Genomic DNA, 14,804 nt, shown 5'->3' on the forward strand with positions numbered 1-14,804 from the left:
CCGGGCCCGCCTGTGGACGACCGCAAGAGGCGGGCGCCGGGAGACGACGCTGGTCCCATGACCGTCACCCCTGCCTCCCCGTCCCCGCCCGCCGCCGACCCGCACCGGCCCGTCGTCACCGACGACGAGCTGCTCGCCCGGGTCGAGAGCCTGGTGCCGGTCGCCGTGCGTCGGCAGCTCTGGACGCTGTTCCTCGACGCCGACCAGGTCCAGCTGCCCATGGTGGTGCCTCTCGAGGGCATCCCCGAGCGTCCGGACCGTCTCGCGGTCGAGCGCTGGGGCGACGCCCTGGACGAGGTCGCGAGCGAGTTCGGGGTCTCCGCCGTCGTCTTCGTGCTCGAGCGTCCCGGGCCTGCGGTCGACTCGGCGTCCGACGTGGCGTGGCGAGACGCGCTCAGCGGTCTCTCCGAGGCTCGCCGCTACGCCGTCCGGGCGGTCCTCACCTGCACGTCCGACGGCGTCGTGGCTCCCGCCGACACCCGCTCGGTGACGGCGACCGACCGCGACAGGTGCCCACGCCCTCAGTCCTCGCCGAGCCGCCTGCGGTTCTCCGAGGTGCTCGCCGTGCGCTGACCCCGTCCCCGGTCGAGATGGCGCCACCAGGCGGTCTCGGCGAGCTCAGCCGACGTGTAGACCCCGAGGGCCTCCTGCTCGGACTCGACGAACGACCAGCGACGCAGCCGCCAGCCGGTGCCGAAGGCCTCCACGACCGCCATGACCGCGCCGTCCGGCGTCCGGCGGACGAACCAGCGGTCATCGGAGGCACGGTCGAGCATGTCCCGATCGTACCGGGACCGTCGCGACGGTCACCGGTCCCCGTGGCCAGGCCGACAGGCGGCCGGGCCGTCAGTTCTGGAGGCCGATCGGACGGTCAGGCGAGTGCGAGGGGGAACAGGCTGCGCGTGTCCTGCGCGAGGGCCGGGTCGGGCAGGTCCCGCCGCCGCACCTCCTGGTCCTCCCACTCCACCCGGCGGAGCAGCACGGGCGCGCGGTCGTCGTCCTGGGCCGACACGGCGTCGCCGACGAGTCGGCCGAGCGAGAACCGTCCCTGTTCGGCGTCCGGCACCGCCACGAGCTCCCCCTCGGAGAGCTGGGCGAAGGCCTCGCGCTGCGCGGCCCACGCGGCCGTCGTCCGGCCCCGGGGCGACGACTCGGAGATCGTGACGACGCCCGCCCGTCGCCAGTCGTCACCGGTCCGTGCGTCCCCGGGGCGCACCACCCAGGCACGCCGGGTCGCGGAGAGCGCCGCGTCGTCCGTGGGCGGGAGCATCCCGGCATCGGCGCCCGGCCAGACGTAGTCGAGGTCGTCCGGCACGTCCGGGAACCTGCCGCGGTACCACTCGGGTTCCTTCTGCACGAGCTTCGACCGGTGGCTGCGGTGCACGGCATCGTCGCCGAGCCAACTCGGCAGGTCCGCGGCGACCAGGGCCGACGCCGACGCGTGCCCGGCGTCGGGGTCGGGGTCGTCGCCGAGCCCGGCGTCGTCGAGCGCGGGGGCGAACTCGAGAACCTGCGGCCGCACCGTGTCGGCGTGTCCCTGGGCGATCCACTCGTCGGTGATCGCGAGGGCGTAGGCCGTCAGCGCGGTGCGGTGGCCGCGCCACATCGCGATCGCGGGGTGGGACTGCCACCCGTAGCCGGGAAGCGTGACGGCCCGGAGCACCTGGAGGGCCTCGACGCGCTGCTTGCCGAGCCTGGCCTGGTCGAGCACCCGGGCGCTCTCGACGAAGTCGGGGTACGGGAGGAAGGTCTGCACCTGTCTCAGGCTAGGCGCGGCGTCTAGGTGCGGTTGCCGATCCGGCCCCGCAGCACGTCGATGCGCTTCTGGATCTGCTCAGTGCTCGCCTGGGCAACGGAGGGGCCGCCGCTGACCCGCCGCAGGTCGGCGTGGATGATCCCGTGCGGCTCGTTCGACACCCTCGACCAGATCGACACCAGCCGGCTGAGCTCTTGTCGCTGTTCCTTGATCGTCTGGTAGAGCGGGCGCGCGTCGGCGACGGGGGCGGCCACCGTCGGCATGCCGGTCTTGCGGGACCGGGTGGCCTGCTTGGCCTGGCGCTGACGCAGCAGGTCGCGCACCTGGTCGGGCTCGAGCAGACCCGGGATGCCGATGAAGTCGAGCTCCTCGAGGCTGCCGATCTCGCCGCCGGTGCCGAACTCGCCGCCGTCGAAGAGGACGCGGTCGAACGACGCCTGCGAGTCGAGCGCCTCGAAGGGCTGCTGGTCGAGCAGGCTCGACGCCTTCTCCTCGCGGTTCGCGGCCGCCATCATGTCCTCCTCCGGCGCGAATATGCCGTCGTCGGCGTTCTCCGGCCGGTCGAGCGCGTGGTCGCGCTCGAGTTCGAGCTGCCCCGCGAGGGCCATCAGGCTGGGCACGCTCGGGAGGAAGATCGAGGCGGTCTCGCCCCGGCGCCTCGCGCGCACGAAGCGCCCCACGGCCTGCGCGAAGAACAGGGGCGTGGAGGCGGAGGTGGCGTACACGCCGACGGCGAGGCGCGGCACGTCGACGCCCTCGGACACCATCCGCACCGCGACCATCCAGCGGCTGTCGCCGTCCGAGAAGGCCTGGATCCGGTCGGAGGCGGCCTTCTCGTCCGACAGGACGACCGTCGGTCGCTCCCCCGTCAGCTTCTGCAGCACGGCGGCGTACTGCCGGGCCGCCGTGTGGTCGGTGGCGATGACGAGCCCCCCGGCGTCGGGGACCCCGCGACGGACCTCGGTCAGGCGGGTGTCGGCCGCCGACAGGACGGCGGGGATCCAGTCGCCCTGCGGCGACAGGGCCGTGCGCCAGGCCTGGGCCGTGATGTCCTTGGTGACCGCCTCGCCGAGGGTCGCGCTCATCTCGTCGCCCATGCGGGTGCGCCAGCGCATCTGCCCGGCGTAGGCCATGAACAGCACCGGACGCACGACGCCGTCGGCCAGTGCGCGCCCGTACCCGTACGAGTAGTCGGACCGGGAGGTGCGGATGCCCTGCTCGTCGGGGGCATAGGTGACGAAGGGGATCGGGGCCGTGTCCGAGCGGAATGGCGTCCCCGTGAGCGAGAGCCGGCGGGCGGCCCGGCCGTAGGCCTCGCGGATGCCGTCGCCCCAGCTGAGCGCGTCACCGCCGTGGTGGACCTCGTCGAGGATGACGAGCGTGCGGCCGGCAGCCGTCAGGTCGGCGTGCACCTTCGGGTTCATGCCGACCTGGGCGTAGGTGACGGCGACCCCGTGGTAATGCCGGCCGAACGAGACGTCGGCGTTCTTGAACATCGGGTCGAGCCGCAGGTTCACGCGGTCGGCCGCGTCCGCCCACTGTCGCTTCAGGTGCTCGGTGGGGGCGACGACCACGACCCTGTCGACCTCGCCGCGCGAGAGCAGCTCGGTGGCGAGCCGCAGCGCGAACGTCGTCTTGCCGGCGCCCGGCGTGGCCGCGGCCAGGAAGTCCTGGGGGGACGTCGCGAAGTACTGTTCGAGGGCCTCCGCCTGCCAGGCGCGCAGCTTGCTCGCCGTGCCCCAGGCGGCTCGCTCGGGGAACGCCGGCGAGAGGTGCTCGGCAGCCGAGTTGCCCGCCGTGGCACCGACCTCGCCCAGGTCGAGCTGGTCGTCGACGCCGACCGGTACGCCGGGGCCGGACTGGTCGCCCCCGGCCGGGTCGTGCTCGTTCGCTGTGCTCACTTGGACCGATCTTACCTGCCGTCGGCGCCCGGTCGGTGACGACCGAGCTGGCCGTCGCCGGGCTGGCCGCGGTCGTGTCGCGATCGTCGTCGGGAGTCGTCGCCGCCGCCGTGCAGCAGCGACGCCGGGGTCGGTGCGGCCGCCCCGAAGCGGGCCCGCAGGGCGTCCATCGTCGACTCGGCCTCGCGCCACTCGGCGTCGTCGTCCCACAGGCCGAGCGAGAGACCGCCGTCGTCGCCCGTGCCCAGCTGCTCCACGCGCACGCCGACGAGCCGGATGCGCTCGTGCTGCTTGCCCGTCGCCTCGTAGACCGAGCGCACCTCGTCGTAGATGCGGCGTCCGAGGTCGGTCGGGTCCGCGAGGGTGCGCGACCGCGTGATCGTGACGAAGTCGGTCGTGCGCAGCTTGAGCACCACGGTGCGGCCGCTGAGGCCCGCCGCGCGGAGCCGTGCCCCGACCTTGTCGCTGAGCCGCAGCAGCTCGCGTCGGATGACGTCGGGGTCGACGACGTCGGTCGAGAAGGTCATCTCATGTCCGACGCTCTTCTCGACCGTCTCCGTGTGCACCCGGCGCGGGTCGCGTGCCCAGGCCAGGTCGTGCAGCTTCGCGCCCGCGGCCGGGCCGACCGCGCGGACGAGGGTGTCGAGCGAGGCCGTGGCGACGTCGCCGACCGTGCGCAGCCCGAGGTTCGTGAGGACCTCCTCCGTCTTGCCGCCCACGCCCCAGAGGGCGCTGATCGGCCGCGGGTGGAGGAACTCGATCGTGCGGTCGTGCGGGACGACGAGCAGGCCGTCGGGCTTGGAGACGCTGGAGGCCAGCTTCGCGACGAACTTCGTGGACGCTGCCCCGATGCTGCAGCGCAGCCCCGTCTCGGCGTGCACGCGGCGCCGCAGCTCGGTCGCGATCCGCCACGGCGGGCCCATCAGCCGGATCGCCCCGGACACGTCGAGGAACGCCTCGTCGATGCCGAGGCGCTCGACGAGCGGAGTCACGTCGTCGAACATCGACATCACGACCGACGACCAGTGCCGGTACTTCTCGCCGTGCGGCTCGAGCACGATCGCCTGCGGGCACCGCCGGAGCGCGATCGCCATCGGCATCGCCGAGTTGACGCCGAACTTGCGCGCCTCGTAGGTCGCCGCCGTGACGACCGAGCGGTCGGACCGGTGGCCGATGACGACCGGCTTGCCGACGAGGTCGGGGCGGTCGAGCAGCTCGACCGAGGCGAAGAACGCGTCCATGTCGACGTGCAGGATGGGCGCCGACACGTCGTCGGTGGGGTCCGCGGTGACGAGTCGCCCGCTGCCGTCCTGTTTGCTCACCCGGCGATCCTCACACGGACCGCCGACATCGCCGACCGGCACGGGCCGCGGGCGCCTGCGCCGCGGCTACTCCTCCGCCGGCCCGAGCAGGCGCGCCGCGATCGTCGCGTGCGCCGAGTCGGTGCTCGACGGGTGGAACCGCCCGGCGAGCACGTCGCGCTGCAGCCGCCCGAGCTCCGACGACGCCCGGTACGACCCGCCTCCGGCGACCGCCACGGCCTGGTCGACGACGGCCCGCGCCGCCTCGGTCACGCGGGTCTTGAGACCGACGAGGAGCGGCGACCAGTCGGCGCCGTGGTCGACGAGCCGGTCGACGTCACGGGCCAGCGAGTCGACCTGCGGCTCGAGGCCGTCGAGCACCAGACGGGCGTCGGCGACCCGCCAGCGGACGATCGGGTCGAGGGCGAGCGACTCGCCCGTCCGGCGCGAGGTCCGACCGGACGCGGACTCGACGGCGAGCTCTACGGCCCGCCGGGCGATCCCGCGGTAGACGGCGGCGACGAGGGTCTCGAAGACGGCGAAGATCCCGAACACGAGCGGGTCGGCGCTCGGCCCGACCGGCAGCTGCCGGACGATGCGCGAGGCCGGCACCTCGACGCCGTCGAGTCGGGTGCTGTGGCTCTCGGTCGCCCGCATGCCGATGGTGTCCCAGTCGCCGAGCGAGGTCCAGCCCGGCTGGTCGCGGTGCACGAACCCGTGCACGAGCACCGGCGCCGCGGGGTCCGTGTCGTCACGGCCGAAGACGCCCAGCCGGGTCCAGACCGGCGAGAGCGAGGTCGCCGTCTTCGTGCCGGTGAAGCGCCAGCCGCCGTCGACCGTCGGCTCGGCGCGGGTGACCGAGTCGAACAGGACGAGGTCGTTCCCCGGTTCGCTCACCCCGAAGGCGAACACCTCCCCCGCCGCGGCGTCCGCGAGCACGAGGTCGAGCGACCGGTCGCCCCGGGCGCGCAGCACGGCGGCGCAGCCCGTCCACACGAGGTGCATCCCGACCGCGAGGGCCGTGGCGGGGGCGGCGGCCGCAAGGCGGGACTGCAGGGCCGCGACCTGCTCGAGTCCCAGGCCCGCGCCTCCTTCGTCCTCGGGCACGAAGACGGTCAGGTAGCCCCGCTCGCGGAGCTCGGCGACGTCGTCGTGCGGGAACGAGCCGTCCCGGTCGTGACCGCCGGCACGGGCGCGGAACCGCGCGAGCAGGTCGTCCGGCAGCAGCGCCGAGGGCGACCACGAGGAGGCGGTGGCTGGTCGGGCGCCGTCGGTCATGCCCCGAGGGTAGCCACGTCGGCACCCGGCGGTAACGTGGAGGCCATGACTCAGCTGCACCCCTGGTCCCGCTACGTCGCGATCGGCGACTCGTTCACGGAGGGGATCGGCGACCCGGAGGAGCGCGCTCCCGGCGGCCACCGCGGCTGGGCCGACCGCGTCGCCGAGGTCCTCGGCTCGTCGGCGGACGACTTCGCCTACGCCAACCTGGCGGTGCGGGGGCGCCTCCTGGCGCAGATCGCCGACGAGCAGGCCGACGCCGCCCTGTCGCTCCGGCCCGACCTGATCTCCGTCTCGGCCGGCGGCAACGACATCATCCGCCCCGGGACCGACCCCGACCAGGTCGCCGCCGGCTTCGACGCACTCGTCGAGAAGCTGGGCTCCCAGGGCGCGACGGTGGTCGTCTTCACCGGCCCGGACATCGGGCTGACCCCGGTCCTCGGGCGGCTCCGCGGCAAGGTCGCCATCTACAACGAGCACGTCCACGCGATCGCGCTGAAGCACGACGCCGTGGTCGCCGACATGTGGGCGCTCCGCCAGCTGTCCGACTCCCGCATGTGGGCGCCCGACCGGCTGCACTTCAGCCCGCTCGGCCACCACACGATCGCCCGGGCCGTGCTCGGCGCCCTCGCCGTCGAGAACGACCTCGAGCCCTGGCGGCCCGAGCCGCTCGAGCGCCGTCCGTGGCGCCAGGCGCGCTCGGAGGACATGGGCTGGGCGCGTGAGTACCTGGTGCCCTGGGTCGTCCGCCGCCTCCGGCACCAGTCCTCAGGCGACGGCCGCCAGGCGAAGCGGCCCGACGCGGTGACGGTCATCTACCGCGACGAGCAGCCGCCGTCGTAGCGGCGGGCGCGGTCGCGGCCGGGCGCGTGGTCCCGACGAGGAGGCGTCAGCCGCGTCCGCCGAGGACCTCCTGCGGGTGCGTCAGCCGCCACCACGCGCCGGGCTCCGGGATCGTCGCGTCGAGCACCAGCGGCACGTCGACCTCCTCGCCGCCGACGTCGAAGCGGACGGTGCCCACCTCGTCCCCGGCGGCGTCCGGTCCGACCTCGTCGGTCTGCAGGGCGGAGGTGACCGTCTTGTCGCCCCAGACGAGCAGGTCGGCGTCCTCGGCCGCCACCGCCTGGGCCGACGCACCCCACGGCAGGTCGTAGCGGGCCCAGACGTCGTCCCGGCTCGTCAGCGTGATGGTCTGGAACTTGCCCGTCACGCTCTGCAGCAGGCGCTGCACGTCGGCGTCGAGCGCGTCGTGGTCGACGCCGCCCAGCATGACGCCGACCACCGTCACGGTCCGGTCGGCCACCGTGAAGTCGGCCGCGAAGAGCAGGCAGGCGCCGGCCTCGTCGAGCGTGCCGGTCTTGATCCCCTTGACGCCGTCGAGGCCGAGCAGCTCGTTCGAGTTGTCGATGACGCCCACGCCGGGGATCGTCGTCTCGTCGGTGCCGACGATGGCCGCCACGTCGGGGTCGGCGAGGGCGAGCGCGCCGAGGGCCACGAGGTCGGTCGCCGTGCTCGTGTTCTGCGGCGAGAGCCCCGTCGGCTCGACGACGGTCGTCGCGGCGAGGTCGTTCTCGGCCAGCCACGCGGCCGCCGCCGAGACGAAGGCGACGTCCGACCCGAATGCCCAGCGCGCCAGCGCGGTCGCGTAGTTGTTCGCCGACTCGATCAGGGTCACCTCGAGCAGCTGCCGTTCGGTGAGGACGGAGCCGGCCGTCATGGGGACGACCTTCCCGTCGACGGCGCGGTACGTGTCGTAGAGGGCGGCGTCGGCGGCCGAGAGGGTGATCGACGGCCCGTCGCCCCCGTCCAGGGGCTTCGCGTCGAGGACGACGAGGGCGGTCACCACCTTGCTGATGCTCGCGATGGGCCGGGGCTGCGCGTCGCCGCTCGTCGTGAGGCTCTCGTCGAAGCCGAGGGCCTCGACGGCCGTGGCCCCGTACGCCGGGAACGCGAGCTGTGCGCCCGGCTGGGCGGGCGCCTCCCAGGCTGACGCGGCGGCCGCGGCGGGAGCCAGCGGGCCGAGCAGGGTGAGGGGCAGGTACGTGCCCACGGCGAGCACGAGCACCACGACGGCGGCCACGGCGGCCCGACGACGTCCCAGGACGGCGCGACGCGTCACGAGGGCGACGCTCCCCCGGCGTCGGACGTCGCCTCGCCGGCCACGGACGGCACCCGCAGCGCCCACAGGGCCACGGCGGAGGCGGCGGCGACGTTGAGGCTGTCGACGCCGTGCAGCATCGGGATCGTCACCACCCGGTCGGCGGCGCGGAGGGCGTCCCGGCTCAGGCCGTCCCCCTCGGTGCCGAGCAGCAGGGCGACGCGCTCGGGGGCGGAGGCGGCGTACTCGTCGAGGGGCACGGCGTCGTCGGCGAGGGCGAGGGCCGCGACCTCGAAGCCCGCGGCGCGGAGCAGGTCGGCGCCCCGGGGCCACTCCGGGAGGCGCGTCCACGGCACCTGGAGCACGGTGCCCATGCTGACGCGCACGCTGCGCCGGTACAGCGGGTCCGCGCACCGGGGAGTGACGAGCACGGCGTCCGCGCCGAGCCCGGCGACCGCCCGGAAGATGGCGCCCACGTTCGTGTGGTCGACGATGTCCTCCAGCACGACCACGCGTCGCGCGCCCTCGAGGAGCGACTCGACGCCGGGCAGCTCGGGACGGTGCATCGCCGCCAGGGCGCCCCGGTGGAGGTGGTAGCCGGTGAGCGTCTCGAGCAGGGCCGCGTCGCCGACGAAGATCTCGCCGTCGAGGTGCGCGACCAGGGGCTCCACGTCGGCCAGCCAGCGCTCGGTCATCAGCACCGAGCGGGGCACGTGCCCGGCGCGGAGCGCGCGCTCGATCACCTTGCTCGACTCGGCGATGTAGAGCCCGCCCTCGGGCTCCGAGACGCGGCGCAGCGCCACGTCGGTCAGCCGGGCGTAGTCCGCGAGGTCGGGGCGGTCGAGGTCGGTGATGCGGGTGATGCGCACGGCGCTCCAGGGCAGGACGTCCGGTCGGCGACGAGGCGGGAGGCGACGCGGGAGGACGAGGGGGCAGGGACGAGGTCCAGGCTAACGTCCGGGGAACGAATCGCCAGGCCCCGCCGTTTAGGCTGACGTCGACCCGACCCGGAGGTCGACCGCCCCGAAGGAGGCCCCACCGTGACTGACCCGGCCACGCCGCCGGCCGCAGCCGGCCCCGCCGGGCCGGCCCGCGCCTCCTCGGCCGCCGACGGCGACGCCCTCGAGGCCGCCGTCGAGGTCCTGGCCGGCCGTCGCGTCGCCGTGCTCACCGGCGCCGGCATCAGCACCGACTCCGGCATCCCCGACTACCGGGGTGCCGGGGCGCCCCCGCGCAACCCCATGACCTTCCAGCAGTTCCTCTCGAGCGAGCGCTACCGCAAGCGCTACTGGGCGGGGAGCCACGTCGGCTGGAAGACGTTCCGGGCGTCCGCGCCCAACGGCGGGCACCGGGCCCTCGCCGAGCTCGAGCGCGCCGGGGTCGTCAACGGCGTCGTCACCCAGAACGTCGACGCGCTGCACGAGCGCGCGGGGTCTCGGCGCGTGGTCGACCTGCACGGCACCGTCGACCGCGTGCTCTGCCTCACCTGCGGCCAGTCGTTCGCCCGCGACACCGTCGCCGCCCGCCTCGCCGGTGACAACCCCTGGATCGACGAGCCCGAGAGCGTCCGCCTCGCCCCGGACGGCGACGTCGAGGTCGACGACATCGACGCCTTCGTCGTCCCCGCGTGCACCGTCTGCGGCGGCATGCTGAAACCGGACGTCGTGTTCTTCGGCGAGTTCGTGCCCGTCGAGCGCTTCGCCGAGGCCCGGTCGCTCGTCGTCGGCGCCGAGGCGTTGCTGGTCGTGGGGTCGTCGCTCGTCGTCAACTCCGGCATCCGGCTGCTCGACCAGGCCACGCGCCGCAGGCTCCCCGTCGTGATCGTCAACCGCGGCGAGACCAAGGGCGACTCGCGGGCTGCCGTCAAGATCGACGCCGGGACGACCGAGACCCTGACAGCCCTCGCCGAGCGCCTCGTGCCGGCGGCTCGCACCGCGGCGGCGACAGACCCTGCCGGAGGAGCACGATGACCCTGCTCTACCTCGTCCGCCACGGCGAGACCGACTGGAACCGCGCCCGCCGCATCCAGGGCGCGACCGACATCCCGCTGAACGACCTCGGCCGGGCCCAGGCCGCCGAGGCGGGAGACCTGCTCGCCCGCCGGTCGTTCGACCGGGTCGTCGCGAGTCCCCTGTCGCGCGCCGCCGAGACCGGCTCGATCATCGCCGCCCGTCTCGGGCTGCCCGCCCCGGAGCTCGTCCCGGCCGTCGCCGAGCGCCGCTACGGCGACGCCGAGGGCCTGACCGGCAGCGAGGTCGAACTGCGCTTCCCCGCCGGCACGCCCGTCCCGGGTCGCGAGGGCCGTCGTGAGCTCCTGGCCCGGGTGCTGCCGGCCCTGGTCGAGATCACGCGCTCGGCCGGCGGCGTCGACGACGGTGGGGCTGCCGGCCGCGTCGTCGTCGCGACGCACGGCGCCGTCATCCGCGCCGTGGTGACGCACGTCGCGGGCGACGACGTCCTGCACCTCGGGACGCCCATCCGCAACGGCTCGATCCACTCGTTCGAGCTGCTCGACGGCGCCCTGGTTCTCCGTGAGTTCGACGACCCGATCGAGGTCGAGTCCGAGCGCGCGGGCACCTTCGCCTTCGACTGGCAGAACGCGCTCGAGCGCCCCGCCGCCGACTAGCCGCGGACGCTGCGCCTGCCCCGGCGGCGGGGTGAACGGCCGGTCGCCCGCAACAGCTCGAGCAGCACCTCCGCCGAGGCCGCCCAGCTGAAGCCGGCAGCCTGTCGCACCGACGCGGCCGACCGTGCCGCCCACTCCCCTTCGAGCCTGCGCACCGCCGCCGCGATCGACGAGGGCGACTCCGGGTCGAAGTACAGGGCCGCGTCGCCGCCGATCTCGCGGAAGATCGGGATGTCGCTGACGACGGCCGGGGTGCCGAGGGCCATGCCCTCGACGAGCGGGATGCCGAAGCCCTCTGCCCGGCTCGCCGTCACCACCGCGGTGGCGCCCAGCAGCACCTCGCGGTACTCCTCGTCGCTCACGCCGTCGTGGAACACCAGCGAGCCCGCAGGGGCGAGGGCCGTCAGGGAGGCGCGCTCCCGCTCCGACACGCGGCTCATCAGGTGCAGTCGATGCCCGTCGAGCAGGGGCAGCGCCCTGGCGAGCGCGGCCACGTTCTTGTACGGCATGAACGACCCCATGTAGACCAGGTCGCGGTGTTCGGGGGCCGTGCGGGGGCGTGCGTCGGCGACCGGGTCGGCCGCGTTCGAGACGACGGTGACGGGGCGCCGCGTGAGGCGGTGACGGGTCATCTCGTCGCGGGTCGTCCGGCTGACGGTGACGACCGCGTCGGCCCGGTCGAGGAGCAGCCGCTGCGGCCACCAGGCGAGGTGGTAGAGCCGCCAGAGCAGGCGCAGCGGCAGGGCGAACTCGGGCGGCGGCGTCCGGTTCGTGTAGTAGATGAGGTCGTGCAGGGTCAGCACGAGCCGGTGACGGCGCCCCCACGAGCCCATCGTCTGCATGGGCGACCACACCACGTCGGGGCGGGCCGCCGCGACCTGCAGCGCGACGAGGGGCTCGCGCGGGCTCGTCGGGTCGCTGACGAGCAGGTGCGGCAGGTCGGGCAGCTTGTCGAGCTGGCGCAGGTCGGAGACGACCATCGTCAGCTCGATCCCGTCGTCGTCGCGGGTGAGCTCGGCGAGGGCGCCGACGACCCCGGCGGTGAACCGGCTGATGCCGTCGTGCCGCCCGGTGCGGACGTAGCGGCAGTCGACCGCGATCCTCACGCGACGAACCCCCGGATCGCGGCGGCCGCCTCCTTCGGCTTCTCGTAGTGGATCAGGTGGCCCACGCCGTCGATCACGGTGAGGCGCGCGTCGGGGAACAGCGCTCGCAGCTCGTGCTGGGCGGGCAGCGCCGTGATGTCGTCGCGGTCGGCCGCGATCAGCAGCGTCGGCACGGCGACGCGCGCCGCGTAGCTGCTGACGTCGCTCGACACGGAGGCGCGGAACGCGTCGAGCACGACGCGCCGGTCCGCGAAGCGCGAGAAGTAGGAGTCGTGCTGGTCGTGGATCCAGCGTCGCAGGCCCCGGTCCCGCGTCTTGACCATGGCCAGGCTCGTGAAGCGCACCACGGGAGCGGCCTGCAGCACGGTCAGCCCGGCGGCCTCGGGCAGCGCGGCCCCGGCCCAGTAGTAGAAGACGGCGAGGCGGGTCACGACGCCGCGCGGACCGGACAGCGCCGGCGCGGCGATCGGGTTGACGAGCACGAGCCGGGAGGCGCGGAGCCCGTCCGCGAGGGCGGCGGAGGTGACGATCGACCCGAACGAGTGCCCGAGCACCACGACCGACTCGTCGAGCCCGACGGCGGCGGCGAACGCGGTCAGCCAGGCGGCGTAGGCGGCGACGCTGTGCTCGCCCTCGAGCGGCGTCGACTCGCCGAAGCCGGGCAGGTCGGGCATGACCACCCGGACGCCCGTGAGCTGCGCGACGACCGGCTCGAGGCCGTGGTGGTCGCCGCGGAAGCCGTGCACCGCGAGCACGACCGGGCTGTCGTCGTCGGCGCCCGGCGTGTCGTACGTCCACCACGCGGTGTCGCTGCCGGCGACGCGGACGACGTCCTCGCGCACCGCGACGGACTCGAGGAGGCGCCGGTACGGCGACGGGACACGGGGCTCTCTGACGATCACGGGCCGAGTCTACGGAGGCGGTCCTGGCGGAACGCGCGCGCTCGGCCGTCGGCCGTCCTAGAGTTGGCCGGGTGAGCTTCACTGCCCCCATCCAGCAGCCCGGTCTGACCCTCGATCCCGCATGGCACCGACGTGCCGTGTTCTACGAGGTGATGGTCCGCTCGTTCGTCGACAGCAACGGCGACGGCGCCGGCGACCTCCAGGGGCTGCTCTCGCGGCTCGACTACCTGCAGTGGCTCGGGGTCGACGCCCTGTGGCTCCCGCCGTTCTTCCAGTCGCCCCTCCGCGACGGCGGCTACGACATCGCCGACTACAAGGCGATCCTGCCCGAGTTCGGCACCCTCGACGAGTTCCGCGACCTCGTGACGAAGTCGCACGAGCGCAACATGCGCATCGTCATCGACATGGTGCTCAACCACACGTCGGACCAGCACGAGTGGTTCCAGCAGTCCCGTGAGGACCCTGACGGCCCCTACGGCGACTTCTACGTCTGGCGCGACACCGACGAGGAGTACTCGAACATCCGCGTCATCTTCGTCGACACGGAAGAGTCGAACTGGACCTTCGACCCGGTGCGCAGACAGTTCTTCTTCCACCGTTTCTTCTCGCACCAGCCCGACCTCAACTTCGAGAACCCGGCCGTGCAGGAGGCCGTCTTCGACGTCGTCCGGCACTGGCTCGACCTGGGCGTCGACGGCCTGCGGCTCGACGCCATCCCCTACCTCTTCGAGACGGAGGAGGGCAACGGCGAGGGCGAGCCCGCCACCCACGAGTTCATCAAGCGGCTCCGTCGCATGGTCGACGACGAGTTCCCCGGCCGCGTGCTCATCGCCGAGGCGAACCAGTGGCCCGCCGAGACGGCCGCCTTCTTCGGCACCGAAGAAGAGCCCGAGTGCCACATGGCCTTCGACTTCCCGGTCATGCCCCGCATCTTCTACTCGCTGCGGGCGCAGAACGGCTCGGAGCTGAAGCGCATCCTCTCCGAGACCACCGAGGTGCCGCCGGGCGCCGCGTGGGCCGTCTTCCTCCGCAACCACGACGAGCTGACGCTCGAGATGGTGAGCGAGGAGTACCGCCAGGCGATGTACGGCTGGTACGCCTACGACCCGCGGATGCGCTCGAACATCGGCATCCGCCGCCGCCTCGCTCCCCTGCTCGACAACTCGCGGGCGGAGCTCGAGCTCGTCCACGCCCTGCTGTTCGCGCTGCCCGGCAGCCCGTTCCTGTACTACGGCGACGAGATCGGCATGGGCGACAACATCTGGCTGCCCGACCGCGACTCGTCGCGCACGCCGATGCAGTGGACGCCCGACCGCAACGCCGGCTTCTCGACGGCCGACCCGGGCAAGCTGTTCCTGCCCGTCGTGCAGTCGCTCGTCTTCAACTACAACCTGGTCAACGTCGAGAGCCAGCTGGCCCAGTCGCGGTCGCTGCTGCACTGGGTGCGGAACGTCATCCACGTCCGCAAGGCGCACCCGGTGTTCGGGCTCGGCACGCTCGAGGTGGCCGAGACGGACCAGGAGTCGGTGCTCGCGTTCGTGCGGTCGTACGAGGGCGAGGGCACCCAGTTCGGAGCCTCCGCCGAGGACGTCCTCTGCGTGTTCTCGTTCGCGCACAACCCGTCCGCCGTCACCGTCACGGCACCGCACCTGGCCGGCCGGACGCTCTTCGACCTCTTCGGCGGGGCGCAGTTCCCGTCGTTCGACGACGAGGGCAAGGTCACGATCACGCTCGGCACGCAGCAGTTCTTCTGGCTGCACGTCGGCGACGTCCCCGCCGCGTCGGCGCCTGCTGTCGGCGGCGCCTCCTAGGCTCTGAGGGTGAGCCAGACCGACC

At 73.7% G+C, this 14,804-nt stretch carries 14 protein-coding genes; 5 read left to right on the forward strand and 9 right to left on the reverse strand.

Features of this window, described 5'->3' with window-relative positions; all coding sequences use genetic code 11:
• Positions 1 to 57 precede the first annotated feature (57 nt).
• Positions 58 to 573 (forward strand): hypothetical protein, encoded by a 516-nt coding sequence (locus tag EDF18_RS01430; RefSeq protein WP_123545752.1) that lies wholly within the window; start codon positions 58 to 60, stop codon positions 571 to 573.
• Here EDF18_RS01430 and EDF18_RS01435 read toward each other — a convergent pair.
• The 5 genes from EDF18_RS01435 to EDF18_RS01455 all read right to left on the reverse strand — a co-directional run bounded on the left by EDF18_RS01435 (position 522) and on the right by EDF18_RS01455 (position 6,236).
• On the reverse strand, positions 522 to 776 hold the full coding sequence (locus tag EDF18_RS01435; protein ID WP_123545754.1) for a hypothetical protein: 255 nt from the start codon (positions 774 to 776) through the stop codon (positions 522 to 524). The genes EDF18_RS01430 and EDF18_RS01435 overlap by 52 nt on opposite strands.
• 95 nt (positions 777 to 871) lie before the next feature.
• Entirely contained in the window at positions 872 to 1,756 is an 885-nt protein-coding gene (locus EDF18_RS16440) for an MSMEG_6728 family protein (protein WP_199732299.1), read from the reverse strand.
• A gap of 23 nt (positions 1,757 to 1,779) precedes the next feature.
• Positions 1,780 to 3,573 carry a DEAD/DEAH box helicase gene (locus tag EDF18_RS01445; RefSeq protein ID WP_123547213.1) on the reverse strand — a complete coding sequence of 598 codons (1,794 nt, stop codon included), beginning with the start codon at positions 3,571 to 3,573 and terminating at the stop codon, positions 1,780 to 1,782.
• Between the two features lie 95 nt (positions 3,574 to 3,668).
• Complete coding sequence (gene dinB, locus EDF18_RS01450; protein WP_123545756.1) at positions 3,669 to 4,979, reverse strand: DNA polymerase IV; 1,311 nt, start codon at positions 4,977 to 4,979, stop codon at positions 3,669 to 3,671.
• Between the two features lie 66 nt (positions 4,980 to 5,045).
• Entirely contained in the window at positions 5,046 to 6,236 is a 1,191-nt protein-coding gene (locus tag EDF18_RS01455; RefSeq protein ID WP_123545758.1) for an acyl-CoA dehydrogenase family protein, read from the reverse strand.
• Positions 6,237 to 6,281: 45 nt separating this feature from the next.
• On the opposite strand from EDF18_RS01455, the gene EDF18_RS01460 reads away from it, so the two are divergent.
• A complete protein-coding gene (locus EDF18_RS01460) occupies positions 6,282 to 7,079 on the forward strand; it encodes an SGNH/GDSL hydrolase family protein (protein WP_123545760.1) in 798 nt (265 codons plus the stop codon).
• A gap of 46 nt (positions 7,080 to 7,125) precedes the next feature.
• Here the strand turns inward: EDF18_RS01460 and EDF18_RS01465 are convergent, their stop codons facing one another.
• Positions 7,126 to 8,355, reverse strand: coding sequence for a D-alanyl-D-alanine carboxypeptidase family protein (locus tag EDF18_RS01465; RefSeq protein ID WP_158614595.1), 1,230 nt, complete (start codon positions 8,353 to 8,355; stop codon positions 7,126 to 7,128).
• The gene (locus tag EDF18_RS01470; protein ID WP_123545764.1) at positions 8,352 to 9,203 is read right to left on the reverse strand and encodes an RNA methyltransferase; all 852 of its coding nucleotides are present in this window, start codon (positions 9,201 to 9,203) and stop codon (positions 8,352 to 8,354) included. Before EDF18_RS01470 ends, EDF18_RS01465 begins: the two co-directional genes overlap by 4 nt.
• A 171-nt stretch (positions 9,204 to 9,374) precedes the next feature.
• Between EDF18_RS01470 and EDF18_RS01475 the strand changes: the two genes are divergently transcribed.
• Both EDF18_RS01475 and EDF18_RS01480 read left to right on the forward strand, forming a co-directional pair.
• Positions 9,375 to 10,304 carry an NAD-dependent protein deacetylase gene (locus EDF18_RS01475; RefSeq protein WP_123545766.1) on the forward strand — a complete coding sequence of 310 codons (930 nt, stop codon included), beginning with the start codon at positions 9,375 to 9,377 and terminating at the stop codon, positions 10,302 to 10,304.
• Positions 10,301 to 10,960, forward strand: a complete 660-nt coding sequence (locus EDF18_RS01480) for a histidine phosphatase family protein (protein WP_123545768.1) — start codon at positions 10,301 to 10,303, stop codon at positions 10,958 to 10,960. The genes EDF18_RS01475 and EDF18_RS01480 overlap by 4 nt, the downstream gene beginning before the upstream one ends.
• Here the strand turns inward: EDF18_RS01480 and EDF18_RS01485 are convergent.
• Positions 10,957 to 12,066, reverse strand: coding sequence for a glycosyltransferase family 1 protein (locus EDF18_RS01485; protein ID WP_123545770.1), 1,110 nt, complete (start codon positions 12,064 to 12,066; stop codon positions 10,957 to 10,959). The two genes, EDF18_RS01480 and EDF18_RS01485, sit on opposite strands and share 4 nt — an antisense overlap.
• Complete coding sequence (locus EDF18_RS01490) at positions 12,063 to 12,968, reverse strand: alpha/beta fold hydrolase (RefSeq protein ID WP_233568937.1); 906 nt, start codon at positions 12,966 to 12,968, stop codon at positions 12,063 to 12,065. Before EDF18_RS01490 ends, EDF18_RS01485 begins: the two co-directional genes overlap by 4 nt.
• 71 nt (positions 12,969 to 13,039) lie before the next feature.
• Between EDF18_RS01490 and treS the strand changes: the two genes are divergently transcribed.
• On the forward strand, positions 13,040 to 14,779 hold the full coding sequence (treS, locus tag EDF18_RS01495; protein WP_123545772.1) for a maltose alpha-D-glucosyltransferase: 1,740 nt from the start codon (positions 13,040 to 13,042) through the stop codon (positions 14,777 to 14,779).
• Positions 14,780 to 14,804: the final 25 nt, after the last annotated feature.

This window comes from Frigoribacterium sp. PhB107 (genome assembly GCF_003751515.1).
Classification (GTDB): domain Bacteria; phylum Actinomycetota; class Actinomycetes; order Actinomycetales; family Microbacteriaceae; genus Frigoribacterium.

Excerpts from the sequence above, each read along its gene's own strand:
- EDF18_RS01460 (WP_123545760.1), top strand. The coding sequence starts at position 6,282 with ATGACTCAGCTGCACCCCTGGTCCCGCTACGTCGCGATCGGCGACTCG.
- EDF18_RS01435 (WP_123545754.1), bottom strand. The coding sequence starts at position 776 with ATGCTCGACCGTGCCTCCGATGACCGCTGGTTCGTCCGCCGGACGCCG.
- EDF18_RS01430 (WP_123545752.1), top strand. The coding sequence starts at position 58 with ATGACCGTCACCCCTGCCTCCCCGTCCCCGCCCGCCGCCGACCCGCAC.
- EDF18_RS01455 (WP_123545758.1), bottom strand. The coding sequence starts at position 6,236 with ATGACCGACGGCGCCCGACCAGCCACCGCCTCCTCGTGGTCGCCCTCG.
- EDF18_RS01480 (WP_123545768.1), top strand. The coding sequence starts at position 10,301 with ATGACCCTGCTCTACCTCGTCCGCCACGGCGAGACCGACTGGAACCGC.